This is a genomic window from Thioalkalivibrio sp. ALE21 (assembly GCF_003208255.1).
GTDB lineage: Bacteria > Pseudomonadota > Gammaproteobacteria > Ectothiorhodospirales > Ectothiorhodospiraceae > Thioalkalivibrio > Thioalkalivibrio halophilus.
In genome coordinates this window covers 120,693-133,845 of the sequence record NZ_QKMA01000002.1, presented here as the reverse complement: position 1 = coordinate 133,845, position 13,153 = coordinate 120,693, and the positions used below count along the sequence as shown (strand labels likewise).

Genomic DNA, 13,153 nt, shown 5'->3' with positions numbered 1-13,153 from the left:
GCGCCCACGATACACCAACGGGAACCCGCCATGAGCCCCAATGCGCCCGAAACCGGTGACGCCGTCACCACACCGCTGAATATCGCCGTCCTCACGGTCTCCGACAGCCGTTCGGCGGCCGAGGATCGCTCCGGCGATGCCCTGGTCCAACGCCTGGAAGCCGCCGGCCATCAACTGGCCGAGCGCGACCTGCAGCCGGACGACATCTACGCCCTGCGCGCGGTGGTCTCGCGCTGGATCGCCGATCCGCGGATCGACGCCATCCTCACCACCGGTGGAACGGGTATCACCGGCCGCGACGGCACCCCCGAGGCGGTGTCGGTGCTGCTGGACAAGACCATTGAGGGCTTCGGCGAACTGTTCCGCGCGCTGTCGTACGAAGAGATCGGCACCTCCAGCCTGCAGTCGCGGGCCCTGTCAGGCGTGGCCAACGGCACTTACGTGTTCGTGCTGCCGGGCTCCACCGGGGCCTGCCGGACGGCCTGGGACCAGCTGATCCGCGCCCAGCTTGACGCCCGCACCATGCCCTGCAACCTGACCATGCTGATGCCGCGCCTGAAGGAAATCTGAGACGCGCAGGAGGTCAGCCCCCCTGACCGATCCCCTGACCGCTCCGGCACGGCATTCAGCCATCCACGTGGACCTGCAGCCAGTACTCCAGCAGTGCCGCGTGCCACAGCTTGGAGCCCTGGATGCGGGTGAAATACTGGTCCGGGGCGTCCAGCAGTTTGTCGATGTAGGCCGGCTGATACAGCCCGCGCTCGCGCGCCGCACGCGAGTTGAGGATGTCGCGCATGAACTCGAGGAACTCGCCGCGCACGTATTTCAGCGCCGGCACCGGGAAGTAGCCCTTGGGCCGGTCCAGCACCGCGTCCGGCAGACGGCCGCGGGCGATGCGCCGCAGCACGTCCTTGCCGCCGTCGCCCAGCTTCAGGTGCGGCGGCATCGCGGCCGCCGTCTCCACCAGTTCGTGGTCCAGAAACGGGACCCGCGCCTCCAGGCCGAAGGCCATGGTCATGTTGTCCACCCGCTTGACCGGGTCGTCGACGATCAGCGTGGTCACGTCCAGCGCCAGCACCGCATCAATGAACGAGTCCGCGCGGTCGGACTCCAGACGATGGAACTGTTCGCGCAGCCACTCCCCGGTCACGTCATTCGGCGGCGGATGGCGCAGCATCTCGGCCATCTCGGGGTGGTCGCGATCGAAATAGTGCCGGCGGAAGCGTTCCACCCAGTCGCCGTGACGATCCTCCGCCATCTGCGGGTACCAGAAATAGCCGCCGAAGACCTCGTCCGCCCCCTGGCCCGACTGCACCACCTTCACGTGCTGCGAGACCTGTTCGGAGAGCAGGTAGAACGCGACCGCGTCCTGCCCGAACATCGGTTCGGCCATGGCCTCCACGGCCTCCGGCAGCCGTGCGAGCACCTGGTCGTTGGGGATCAGCGTGGCCTGGTGATCGGTGGCGTAACGCTCCGCCACCGGATCGGAATACTCGAACTCGGAGCCCTTTTCCTCGGGCTGATCCTCGAACCCCACGGTAAAGGTGCGCAGATCCTGCGCACCCTCTTCCATGGCCAGCGCCACCAGCAGGCTGGAATCCAGGCCGCCCGACAGCAGCACCCCCACCGGTACATCCGCCACCTCCAGTCGGCGGCGCACCGCGCGGCGCAGGCCCGCCTCGATGCGTTCCTGCCATTCGGCGTCACTCACCGCCTCCGCAGGACGTCGGGCGTTCAGTTGCCAGTAGCACTGCTGGCGCTCCTGGCCGTGCGCATCGATGGTGATGTAATGACCGGGTTCCAGCTTGCGCACCCCCCGCAACACCGTGCGCGGCGCCGGCACCACGGCATGCAGCGAGAACAGCATGTGCAGGCCCTCGGGATCCAGCTCGGTATCCACACCGCCGCCGGCCAGCAGGGCCGCGGTATTGGAGGCAAAACGGATCCCGTCACCGGTGCGCGCAAGGTACAGGGGCTTGATGCCCATGCGGTCGCGCGCCAGCAGCAGGCGCTGGTGTTCCCCGTCGAACAGTGCGAAGGCGAACATGCCGTGCAGCCGCGCCACCACGCCCTCGCCCCATTCGGCATACCCGCGCAGGATCACCTCCGTATCACCGCTGGAGAAGAAGCGGTGACCGCGCCCCTCGAGCTCGCTGCGCAACGCGCGGAAATTGTAGATCGCCCCGTTGAACACCAGCGACAACCCGGTTTCGGGGTCGAACATCGGCTGGTGCGCCCGCTGCGACAAGTCCAGGATGGACAGCCGCCGGTGTCCCAGCGCCACCCGGCCCGAGGCCCACAGGCCATCGGCATCCGGGCCGCGGCGTTCCAGACAGGGCAGCATGCGCGCGACCGCATCCGCGTTCGCGCGTCGCTCGCCCCAGACGAATTCTCCGGCGATTCCGCACATGAGTTATGGATCCATCCCGGTCGAAGTTGGCAAAGATTGAAAGGCCGTGCGCAGCGCGTCGGCCAGCGTCCGCCCGGCTACCCCGGCCGCGTCACCGTCGGCCAGCGTGAGATAGAACGGCACCCGCATACGCCCGCCGGCCTCCAGCACCAGTTCCGCCAGGCGACCGGAGGCCAGATCATCCGCCACACGGTCCAGCGGCACCCAGGCGAACCCGACTCCGGAACGCAGCACTTCCAGCACCGTGGACACATGCCCCACGGTCCAGCGCTGATCGGCATCCAGCCAGCCGCCTTCACCGTTGCCACGGGCACCCGAATCGCGCAGCACGACCTGGCGATGAGGCCGCAGGTCACGCCGGGTGAGCACCGCACCCGACCTCGCCAGCGGGTGCCCCGGATGAGCGACACACACCATGGTCTGTTCCCCGATTTCCTGCGCCAGGAAATCCGAGGGCACCTGGGGCGCCAGCAGCATGTCCACTCGCCCCTGCTCCAGACGCTGGGGACCGTCCTCCAGCACCACCTCGTGCAGCTGGATGCGGGTCGCCGGCTGTTCGCGCGAAAACGCCTCCAGGGCATGGATGACCCGCGCGGCGGGGATGATCTGCTCCACCGCCAGGTGCAGTTCCGATTCCACGCCGGTGGCCAGCGCGCCAGCCAGGGCCTCGATGTCCGCGGCCTCCTCGAGCAGGTGTTCCGCGCGCCGCAGCAGCGCATGGCCCGCCGGCGTCAGTTCCGCCTTGCGGCCCTGCAGCTGGAAAACCTCGACCCCCAGCTGTTCCTCCAGCTTCTGCACCGCGTGGTTCACGCTGGAGGCGCTCTTGTGCACCCGCTCGGCGGCGCGGGCGAAACCACCCGCATCCACCACCGCCTTGAGCATGCGCCACTGCTCGAGGGTTACCCGGGACATCCGCAGTCCGGGCTGTGCGTGCGCGCATGCCATTCCGCACGCATGCGCTCCACCGCCCGCGTCCCCAGCAGGACCACGTGCACGGTCGACGGATAGATGGTGCCGGCCGCCCGCCATTGCTCGGCAAGCTCGGGCTCCTCGCCCCGACGGATCAGGAAGAAGTCACGCCCCTCTTCCAGCTCACCCTCGCGGGCCCGAAACATGCGGAACGCCGTGCCCTTGGGCTGGCCGTTCCATTCGTCGACCTGACGCAGCGTCAGCACCGGAACATCGCGGTAGACCACCGGCTCGGGCTCCGCCCCCCCGGCATCCTCGCAACCATGAAAACGACCCGGAGCGCGCGGGTCCCAAGCGTCGGAAGCAATCATGGTGGCATTATGGCACGCACAGACGATGCGTCGACCACCCGCCGACCCCGAGGAATCGCATGGAACTGCTGCAGGATTTCGGACTGTTCTTTGCCAAGGTCGTCACCGCCGTCATGGCGGTGCTGATCCTGATGAGCGCCTTTATCGGGCTGATTGCCCGCAGCCGCGAGCGCCGCCCCGACCAGCTCAACGTCAAACGCCTGAACGACCGCTATGCACGCATGGAAAAGACCGTGCGCCGCGCGGTGGAAGGCCCACGCACCCGCCTGCAGCGCCTGCGAGACCGCCTGCGCCGGCGCCGCCACCCCGGACACCCCTTTGATGGCAACGGCCAGGGCAACGGGACCCCCGATGGCGGGACCCCCTATGGATCGACGCAATCCGCCGGGGTAAGCGACGCCGACACCGCCGAATCGCCGGCCGACCCGTCCGGTTCTTCCGCGCCCGGGGGAAACCCGGTCAGCGAATCACCAACCGTGGTCGAACTCGAACAGGAAGAGGCCCCGGCGCCGCGGGTGTTCGTGCTGCGCTTTCAGGGCGACATTCGGGCGTCGGCGGTGGACAACCTTCGCGAAGAAATCACCGCCGTGCTCACCCTGGCCGAGCCCGGCCGCGATCAGGCCGTCGTGTGCCTCGAGAGCCCCGGGGGAATGGTACCCTCCTACGGCCTCGCGGCCTCCCAGCTCGTCCGCCTGCGCGAGGCCGGGCTGGATCTCACCGTGGTGGTCGACCGCGTGGCCGCCAGTGGCGGCTACATGATGGCCGCGGTCGGTCATCGCATCGTCGCCGCCCCGTTCGCCATCCTCGGCTCCATCGGGGTGGTGGCGCAGATCCCCAATCTGCATCGCTGGCTCGACCGCCACGACATCGACTTCGAACTGCTGACCGCCGGGGACTACAAGCGCACCCTGACCGTATTCGGCGAAAACACCGACGCCGCCCGGCGCAAGTTCCAGGATCACCTCGACGAAACCCACGAACTGTTCAAGCAGTTCCTGCAGCGATACCGCCCGCAGCTGGAACTGGACCGGGTCGCCACCGGCGAACACTGGTACGGGGACCAGGCCCGCGCCCTGGGGCTGGCCGACGAGATCGGCACCAGCGACGACCTGTTGATGAAACTTGCGCGCGAGGCCGAGGTCTTCGAGGTCTCCTATACCCGCGCGCAACCGCTTGGTCGACGGGTCGGCATGGCCGCTGAACAACTGCTGGAGCGCGTGCTGCACGCCCGCAGCCCCGAAGATCACGCCCGCGGGCCGGGCGAGCCGCCACGCTGACGGAATGGATCCGGCCCGTCCATGCGTCTTGTTGGTATCGCCAGCCACATTGCAAGGGAGAACGTGATGTCCGCACATGCAAGCCGTATCGGTCCCCTCGCCAGCCTGGTGGCCGGGGCACTCCTGCTGGGCGCCCCGCTTACCACCCCGGCACAGGACGACATGCCCTGGGGCTCCGCCGAGGTCAACCAGAAGGAGTACGAACCGGCCCGCGTGGTGTATGACGTGGCCGTGGATACCGCGGACGAGATGGATTTCGTCCTCGACCGCGTCAGCATGCTCAACAACGTGTACGAGGCCGATCCGTTCGATTCGCACATCGTGCTGGTGCTGCACGGCCGCGAAGTGCCCTTCTTCACCCGCGATCAGTTCGATGAACATCGTGACCTGATGCGCCGCGCCGAGTCCCTGACCCGTGCCGGCAACATCGACATCCGCATGTGCGAAGCCTCCGCCGCCCTGCGCGGCATCGAGCCCGAGGACGTGCACGGGTTCGTGGAGATCGTCCCCATGGCGGACTCCGAAATCATCCATCTGCAGCAGGAAGGCTATTCCTACATGCAGTAAACCGATCCCGGCCGACGCCGAACCCGTTCGGCGCGCACAAAAAAGGCCGCCGGGGACTCCCCCGGCGGCCTTTTTACTGTCCTGTTTGGTCGGGACGGCAGGATTTGAACCTGCGACCCTCTGCACCCCATGCAGATGCGCTACCAGACTGCGCTACGCCCCGAACGCGACATATGGTAATCGAGAGCGGCCGTTCGCGAAAGGGGGCGAACAACCCCGTCTTCCGCGTGTTTCAGTTCCGCAGCACCTTCAGTACCGATTCCAGTTCCTGAATCGTGTCCTGGATGATCTGCTGGGCCTGCTGGTGATCCTCGCGCGCCTCGTCCCCGGAGAGCTTCTGCCGCGCGCCACTGATGGTATAGCCTTCTTCGTACAGCAGCGCGCGGATCTGACGGATCAGGATGACGTCCTGACGCTGGTAGTACCGGCGGTTGCCGCGCCGCTTGACCGGCTCCAGCATCGGGAATTCCTGCTCCCAGTAACGCAACACGTGCGGCTTGACCAGGCACAGCTCGGCGACTTCCCCGATGGTGAAATACCGCTTGCCCGGGATCGCCGGCAGCTCCTGGTGGTTACTCGCTTCCAGCATAGCTCTCGACCCGTTCGCGCAGTTTCTGGCCCGGGCGGAACGTCACGACCCGGCGCGCGGAGACCGGGATCTCTTCCCCGGTCTTGGGATTGCGCCCCGGGCGCTGGTTCTTGTCGCGCAGCACGAAATTGCCGAACCCCGAGAGTTTCACGCCCTCGCCGTCTTCCAGCGACTGACGCATCTCCTCGAAGAACATTTCGACGAATTCCTTGGCCTCGCGCTTGTTCAGGCCCAGTTCCTCGTTCAGCGTGGCGGCCAGATCCGCCTTGGTCACAGCTGCCATCGATCAGTGCCTCAGGGTCGCATTGAACCGGCTTTCGAGGTGCGCCACCACCGCATCGGTCACGGCGGTCACATCGGAGTCATCAAGCGTGCGATCAAATGCCTGCAAAATCAAGCCCAGAGCCAGACTCTTCTCGCCCGGATTCAAACCCTTGCCCTGGTAGACATCGAACAGCCGGACGTCACGCAGCAGCTCCAGCTCGAGTTCGCCGATCGCCGCCAGCAGATCCCCGGCGGGCACGTTCTCCTGCACGACCAGGGCCAGATCCCGCCGGATCGAGGGATAAGCCGACAGGGGCCGGAACTGCGCCACCGGGTCGGTACTGACGGTCCGTGCATCCAGGTCGAACAGGAACACCGGGGCCCCGAGGTCGAAGCGCTCCGCCAGCGACGGATGCAGCTTGCCCACCCAGCCGATCGGCTGTTCGCCGGCCAGCACACGGGCACTCTGACCATCGTGCAGCGCGGGATGCTTCTCCGCGCGGAAGCGCAACGGCTCCGCCAGGTTGCCGCAAAGGGTCTCCACCTCGCCCTTGGCGTCGAAGAAGTCCAGCTCGCGGGATGCCGTCTCCCAGTGCTCGGGCATGGCCCGTCCGCTCAGCAGCCCGGCCAGCCGGGGTTCCTGGGACAGGCCGGAGGCCCCGGGCACGAAGCGCAGGCCGTGTTCGAACAGCCGCAGGTCGTACTGCTGCCGGGCCGTATTCCAGGCGGCCGTGCTCACCAGCCCCGGCCACAGACCGGGGCGCATCACGCTCATGTCGGAGGCGATGGGGTTGGCCAGCGCCAGCGGCTCCACCTCGGGATAGAAGCGCTGCGAAACCTCGCGGTCGATGAAGCTGAAACTGATCACCTCGTGGAACCCGCGCCGGGTCAGACCTTCCCGCAGCGCCTTCAGGCCACCCGGCGGCGTCACCGGCGGCACCGCGCCCGGCAGGGTGCGCGGCAGACGGTCATACCCGTGCACCCGCGCCAGTTCCTCGATCAGGTCTTCCTCGCGCTCCAGGTCGAAGCGCGCACGCGGGGCCAACACCCGCCACGTGCCATCGCCACCGGGCTCCACCACGCAGTCCAGCGCCCGCAGGATCCGCTCCACCTCGCCGTCGTCCAGGGCGACCCCGAGCAGCCGCTCAATACGTCCGGCGCGCAGGGTGATCGGCCGTTCATCGTGCGTCGAGGGGATGTCGCCGACCGTCTCCACGGGCCCGCAGGCGCCGCCGCAGATCGCCAGCAACAGCTCGGTGGCCCGCTCCATCGCACGCGGCACCAGGGTGGGATCCACACCCCGCTCAAAGCGATGCGACGCATCGGTATGCAGCCCGTGTTCGCGCGCCCGGCCCGCCAGCGCACGCGGCGCGAAATGGGCACATTCCAGGACCACCCGGGTGGTGTCGTCATCCACCGCCGAAGCCGCTCCGCCCATGATTCCGGCCAGCGCCAGCGGTTGGGTCTCTCCGGCAATCACCAGATCCCGTTGCGACAGCTCCACCGTCTGCTCGCCGCCCAGCAGGGTCAGGGACTCGCCCTCGCCGCCCCGGCGCACGCGAATCACTTCGCCGGCACGCTCGGCATCGAAGGCATGCAGCGGCTGACCCAGCTCCAGCATCACGTAGTTGGTCACGTCGACAATCGCGGAGAGCGGGCGCACCCCGGCCCGGCGCAGGCGTTCGGACATCCACAGCGGCGTGGGTGCCCGGGCATCCAGACCCTCGAGGATCCGCCCCGAATAGATCGGACAGGCCTGCGCATCGTCGACGGTCACGCGCACACGTCGATCCAGCGTCGCCTCCACCGCGGGCGCCGGGCGGACCTGCAGCGGCCGGTCCAGCAGGGCCGAGCACTCGCGGGCGATCCCGCGCATGCCCAGACAGTCCGCGCGATTGGGCGTCAGGTCGACCTCCAGCACATGATCATCCAGCCCCAGCGCCGTGCGCAGGTCGCTGCCGACTTCCAGGTCCGCGGGCAGATCCAGGAGGCCCTCGGCGTCCTCGGCCAGGCCGATCTCGCGTGCGGAACAGAGCATCCCTTCGGAGGCCACGCCGCGCAGCTTCGAGCGCTTGATGCGGAACTCGCCCGGCAGCTCCGCCCCGACCACCGCGACCGGCGCCACCATTCCCGTGTAGACATTGGGTGCGCCACAGACGATGTTCAGCGGTTCCGCCTCGCCCGCCTCCACCTGACAAACCCGCAGGCGGTCGGCATCCGGGTGCGGCTCCACGCTGATCACCCGGCCGACCCGCACGCCGTGAAAGACCGGCGCCGCCGCTTCGATGGCGTCCAGCTCCAGCCCCGCCATGGTCAGGCGGTGCCCGAGCTCCCGCGGGGTCTCGTCGATCTGCAGCCAGTCCTGCAGCCATTCCATACTGATGCGCATTAGCCTGCCTGCCCGAATTGCCGAATGAAGCGGATGTCGTTGTCGAAGAACAGCCGGAGGTCATTGACCCCGTGGCGCAGCATGGCCATGCGTTCCACGCCCAGGCCAAACGCGAACCCGGTGTATTCCTCCGGGTCGATCCCGACGTGACCCAATACGTTGGGATGCACCATCCCGCAGCCCATCACCTCCAGCCACCCCGTGTGCTTGCACACGCGACAGCCTCCACCGCCGCAGTGCACGCACTGGATGTCCACCTCGGCCGAAGGCTCGGTAAACGGGAAATACGATGGCCTGAAGCGCGTGGCCAGATCGTCGCGCTCGAAAAAGCCCCGCAGGAACGCATCCAGCACCCCGCGCAGATCGGCAAAGGTGATGTCACTGTCCACGCACAGCCCCTCGATCTGATGGAACATCGGGCTGTGCGTCAGATCGGAATCGCAACGGTAGACCCGCCCGGGCGCGATCGCGCGCAGAGGAGGTTTCTGCTGTTCCATCGCCCGGATCTGCACCGGCGAGGTATGCGTCCGCAGCACGCGGTGGGCATCGAAGTAGAACGTGTCGTGCATCGCCCGCGCCGGATGATGCGCCGGGATGTTCAGGGCCTCGAAATTGTGGGTGTCGTCTTCCACCTCCGGGCCCTCCGCCACGCGGAACCCGAGACCGGCGAAGAAATGCTCGATGCGTTCGATGGTCGAGGTAATGGGATGCAGCGCCCCGCCGGCGGGACGGCGCCCCGGCAGGGTCACGTCCACCCGCTCGCGCGCCAGCTGCGCCTCGCGCTCGACCTCGGCAAGCGCCGTCCTGCGCGCCTCGATGGCCTCCGCCACCCGTTCCTTGGCCGCGTTCACCGCCTGCCCCGCGGCCGGCCGTTCTTCCGCCGGCAGCCGGCCCAGCTCCTTGAGCTGCGCGGTCAGCACACCCTTCTTGCCCAGATAGTGGACCCGGACATCATCCAGCGCCTTCAGGTCCGTGGCGGCCTCGACCCGCGCCAGCGCCTCGTCGGTCAGCTCCTGCAATTGCTCCACGTACTGCCCCCTTTGCAAACAAAAAAGGGAGGGCCTGAACCCTCCCCTTTCGGGATCCCCGCATGATCCGGGGTTGCCGGCCTTTCCCGCCCGCGCTCCGGCGGGCCGTCGAGGCCGGCGATGATCCTGCGGGATCTCAGGCCGCCTGAGCGGCTTTCGCCTGTTCGGCCAGCTTGCCGAAAGCGGTCAGATCGTGCACCGCCAGATCGGCCAGCGACTTGCGATCGATCTCGATGCCGGCCTTCTTCAGCCCGCTCATGAAGCGGCTGTAGGACAGGTCGAACTGCCGCGCGGCGGCGTTGATGCGGACGATCCACAGCGAACGGAAGTCGCGCTTTTTCTGGCGACGGTCACGATAGGCGTACTGGCCAGCCTTGATGACCGCCTGGTTGGCAACGCGATAGACGTTCTTGCGTGCCCCGTAGTACCCCTTCGCCTGCTTGAGGACCTTCTTGTGACGGGCGTGAGCGGTTACACCGCGCTTGACTCGTGGCATATCTCGATTCCTCGGTCAGTTCAACGATGGTTGGGCAGCATCTTGCGCACGGCGGCCGTGTCGGCCTCGTGCACCATCGCCGGGCTGCGCAGGTGACGCTTACGCTTGGTGGACTTCTTGGTCAGGATGTGGCTGCGGTGCGACTGGAACCGCTTGTACTTTCCCGACCCCGTACGGGTGAAGCGCTTGGCCGCACCCCGGTTGGTCTTGATCTTGGGCATTTTCTTCTCCGGCATTTCGGACCGGTTCCCCGCAGGGCCGGTCGTTTGTGAAAAGGGCGATCAGGTATGCGGAAACCCGCCGCCCCTTGTCGATGTCCGCCCTACTGCTTCTTGCGGGCCGACATCACCATGATCATCTGGCGTCCTTCCATTTTGGGGCGCTGTTCCACCACCGCGATGTCGGACACGTCCTGTTCGATCTTGTCCAGCAGCTGATTGCCCAGCTCCTGGTGGCGCATTTCGCGACCACGGAAGCGGATGGTGACCTTGGCCTTGTCACCCGCCTCGAGGAAACGCCGCAGATTCCGCAGCTTGACGTTGTAGTCGCCCTCGTCCGTTCCGGGACGGAACTTCACTTCCTTGATCTGGATCTGCTTCTGCTTTTTCTTGGCTTCCTGAGCCTTTTTCGACTGTTCGAACTTGTACTTGCCGTAGTCCATGATCCGGCAGACCGGCGGCTCGGCATTCGGCGAGATCTCCACCAGGTCCAGGCCGGAATCGCGGGCCATCTCGAGGGCCTCGTCGCTGGTGGTAATCCCCCGGTTCTCGCCTTCGGCGTCGATCAGCCGGATTTTCGGGCTCGTAATCTGATCGTTCAGGCGAACGGTTTTCGCTGCGCTAATGGCCTTTTCTCCAGTTCAGGTTCCGGTGCCCCGGCTGGCAACCTCTTTCCCGAGGCGTTCGCTCAGTTCGTCCAGGGACATGGTGCCGAGGTCTTCCCCGTCGCGGGTACGAACCGCGACCTTGCCCTCTTCCATCTCCCGGTCTCCGAGCACCAGCAGGTACGGCACGCGCTTAAGCGTGTGCTCGCGGATCTTAAAGCCGATCTTTTCGTTTCTCAAGTCGGGCTCGACCCGAAAGCCCTGCTCGCGCAGGCGCCGCGCCACGTCCCGGGCGTAATCATCCTGGCGTTCGGTGATGGTCAGCACCGATGCCTGCACCGGGGCCAGCCAGGTCGGGAAATGCCCGGCGTAGTGCTCGATCAGAACGCCGAAGAAGCGTTCCACGGAGCCCAGCAGGGCGCGATGGATCATGATCGGCCGCCGCCGCTCATTGTCTTCGGCGACGTACTCCATGTCGAAACGCTCGGGCAGATTGAAGTCGAGCTGAATGGTGGAACACTGCCACTGGCGACCGATCGCGTCGTGGATCTTGATGTCGATCTTGGGACCGTAGAACGCACCGCCACCTTCGTCCAGGGTGTATTCCAGCCCCTTCTTCTCGATCGCGCCGCGCAGGGCCCGGGTCGCGTGATCCCAGATCTCGTCCGACCCGACCGCATCATCCGGCCGGGTCGACAGGTTCACGTCGAAATCCTCGAAGCCGAAGGTCCGCAGGGTCTCCAGCGTGAGGTCGATGACGCCCATGACCTCGTCCTCGATCTGATCCTCGCGACAGAAGATATGGGCGTCGTCCTGGGTGAACCCGCGCACGCGCATCAGGCCGTGCAGCGCCCCGGACATCTCGCGCCGGTACACCGTGCCCATCTCGCCCCAGCGGATCGGCAGATCACGATAGGAATGCAGCCGGTCCTTGTACATCAGCACGTGGAACGGGCAGTTCATCGGCTTGAGCTGGAACGCCTGGTGCTCGTCCTGCATCGGCTCGTACATCGAGTCGGCGTAAAACTCGGCGTGCCCGGAGGTATGCCACAGCTCCAGGTTGGCGATATGCGGCGACACGACGAAGTCGTAGCCGGCCTTCTCGTGCATCTCGTACCAGAAGTTCTCGATCTCGCGGCGGATGCGCGCGCCCTTCGGGTGCCAGAACACCAGGCCGCCGCCGGCCTCGTCCTGGATGGAGAACAGGTCCAGCTCCGCGCCGATCTTGCGATGGTCACGGCGTTCGGCTTCCTTCAGGCGATGAAGATGCTCCTCCAGCTGCTGCTTGTTCGGCCACGCGGTGCCATAGATGCGCTGCAGCATCTCGTTGTCGGAATCGCCGCGCCAGTACGCCCCGGCCACGCTGGTCAGCTTGAAGGCCTTCAACTTGCCGGTGGACGGGATGTGCGGGCCCCGGCACAGGTCGATGAAATCGCCCTGACGGTACAGCGAGATGGTTTCGCCCTGCGGGATGGATTCGATGATCTCGGCCTTGTATTCCTCCCCCATGTTGCGGAAGTACTCCACCGCCTCGTCGCGGTCCATGGTCGAGCGCTCCACCGGCAGATCCTGCTTCGCCAGCTCATTCATGCGCTTCTCGATCTTTTCCAGATCTTCCGGCGTGAAGCCGCGGTCATACGCGAAGTCGTAGTAGAACCCGTTCTCGATGGTCGGGCCGATGGTCACCTGGGCATCGGGAAAGAGTTCCTTGACCGCCTGCGCCATCAGATGCGCGGTGGAGTGGCGGATGATCTCCACGCCTTCCGGATCGCGGTCGGTGACGATCGCGACCTCGGCGTCGTCATCGATCTCGTGGCGCACGTCCACCAGTGCGCCATTCACCTTGCCGGCGACGGCAGCCTTCGCCAGGCCGGTGCCGATGTCCTTCGCCACGTCCATGATGGTGACGGGTTGATCGAACTCGCGGCGGCTGCCGTCGGGGAGGGATACTGCAGGCATTGCGAAACTCCTTCGCCGACCCATACGCGGGGTCGAACGTCGCTGATTCAGAAAATGAAAAGGGTTCGGAC

The 13,153-nt window shown here is 66.5% G+C and carries 14 protein-coding genes and 1 tRNA gene; 3 read left to right on the top strand and 12 right to left on the bottom strand.

Features of this window, described 5'->3' with window-relative positions:
• Positions 1 to 30: 30 nt before the first annotated feature.
• Entirely contained in the window at positions 31 to 570 is a 540-nt protein-coding gene (moaB, locus tag D893_RS02300; protein ID WP_077243754.1) for a molybdenum cofactor biosynthesis protein B, read from the top strand.
• Between the two features lie 55 nt (positions 571 to 625).
• Here the strand turns inward: moaB and D893_RS02295 are convergent, their stop codons facing one another.
• From D893_RS02295 to D893_RS02285, 3 genes are read right to left on the bottom strand one after another with little or no spacing between them, the layout of a single operon-like run.
• On the bottom strand, positions 626 to 2,410 hold the full coding sequence (locus D893_RS02295; protein WP_110619059.1) for an N-acetylglutaminylglutamine amidotransferase: 1,785 nt from the start codon (positions 2,408 to 2,410) through the stop codon (positions 626 to 628).
• A 3-nt stretch (positions 2,411 to 2,413) separates the two neighbouring features.
• Positions 2,414 to 3,322: a LysR family transcriptional regulator gene (locus tag D893_RS02290; protein WP_018946085.1), complete on the bottom strand. Its 909-nt coding sequence runs from the start codon at positions 3,320 to 3,322 to the stop codon at positions 2,414 to 2,416.
• The gene (locus tag D893_RS02285) at positions 3,310 to 3,690 is read right to left on the bottom strand and encodes a hypothetical protein (RefSeq protein WP_244263423.1); all 381 of its coding nucleotides are present in this window, start codon (positions 3,688 to 3,690) and stop codon (positions 3,310 to 3,312) included. Before D893_RS02285 ends, D893_RS02290 begins: the two co-directional genes overlap by 13 nt.
• 59 nt (positions 3,691 to 3,749) lie before the next feature.
• Here D893_RS02285 and sohB point away from each other — a divergent pair, with 59 nt between their 5' ends.
• Complete coding sequence (sohB, locus tag D893_RS02280) at positions 3,750 to 4,967, top strand: protease SohB (protein WP_077243751.1); 1,218 nt, start codon at positions 3,750 to 3,752, stop codon at positions 4,965 to 4,967.
• 66 nt (positions 4,968 to 5,033) lie between these two features.
• Positions 5,034 to 5,534, top strand: a complete 501-nt coding sequence (locus D893_RS02275; RefSeq protein WP_018946088.1) for a DsrE family protein — start codon at positions 5,034 to 5,036, stop codon at positions 5,532 to 5,534.
• A gap of 86 nt (positions 5,535 to 5,620) precedes the next feature.
• Here D893_RS02275 and D893_RS02270 read toward each other — a convergent pair.
• The 9 genes from D893_RS02270 to thrS form a co-directional block, all read right to left on the bottom strand.
• Positions 5,621 to 5,697 (bottom strand) — tRNA-Pro (locus tag D893_RS02270).
• A 69-nt stretch (positions 5,698 to 5,766) separates the two neighbouring features.
• Entirely contained in the window at positions 5,767 to 6,123 is a 357-nt protein-coding gene (locus D893_RS02265) for a MerR family transcriptional regulator (RefSeq protein WP_018869324.1), read from the bottom strand.
• On the bottom strand, positions 6,107 to 6,406 hold the full coding sequence (locus D893_RS02260) for an integration host factor subunit alpha (protein ID WP_024329755.1): 300 nt from the start codon (positions 6,404 to 6,406) through the stop codon (positions 6,107 to 6,109). The genes D893_RS02265 and D893_RS02260 overlap by 17 nt, the downstream gene beginning before the upstream one ends.
• A gap of 3 nt (positions 6,407 to 6,409) precedes the next feature.
• The gene (gene pheT / locus D893_RS02255; RefSeq protein ID WP_110619058.1) at positions 6,410 to 8,776 is read right to left on the bottom strand and encodes a phenylalanine--tRNA ligase subunit beta; all 2,367 of its coding nucleotides are present in this window, start codon (positions 8,774 to 8,776) and stop codon (positions 6,410 to 6,412) included.
• Entirely contained in the window at positions 8,776 to 9,804 is a 1,029-nt protein-coding gene (pheS, locus tag D893_RS02250; RefSeq protein ID WP_026288876.1) for a phenylalanine--tRNA ligase subunit alpha, read from the bottom strand. Before pheS ends, pheT begins: the two co-directional genes overlap by 1 nt.
• Before the next feature lie 136 nt (positions 9,805 to 9,940).
• Positions 9,941 to 10,300, bottom strand: coding sequence for a 50S ribosomal protein L20 (gene rplT, locus D893_RS02245; protein WP_018869320.1), 360 nt, complete (start codon positions 10,298 to 10,300; stop codon positions 9,941 to 9,943).
• A 20-nt stretch (positions 10,301 to 10,320) separates the two neighbouring features.
• Complete coding sequence (rpmI, locus tag D893_RS02240; RefSeq protein WP_018869319.1) at positions 10,321 to 10,521, bottom strand: 50S ribosomal protein L35; 201 nt, start codon at positions 10,519 to 10,521, stop codon at positions 10,321 to 10,323.
• Positions 10,522 to 10,622: 101 nt separating this feature from the next.
• Positions 10,623 to 11,144, bottom strand: coding sequence for a translation initiation factor IF-3 (gene infC / locus D893_RS02235; RefSeq protein WP_077243747.1), 522 nt, complete (start codon positions 11,142 to 11,144; stop codon positions 10,623 to 10,625).
• Positions 11,145 to 11,159: 15 nt separating this feature from the next.
• Positions 11,160 to 13,082, bottom strand: coding sequence for a threonine--tRNA ligase (thrS, locus tag D893_RS02230; protein WP_110619057.1), 1,923 nt, complete (start codon positions 13,080 to 13,082; stop codon positions 11,160 to 11,162).
• Positions 13,083 to 13,153: the final 71 nt, after the last annotated feature.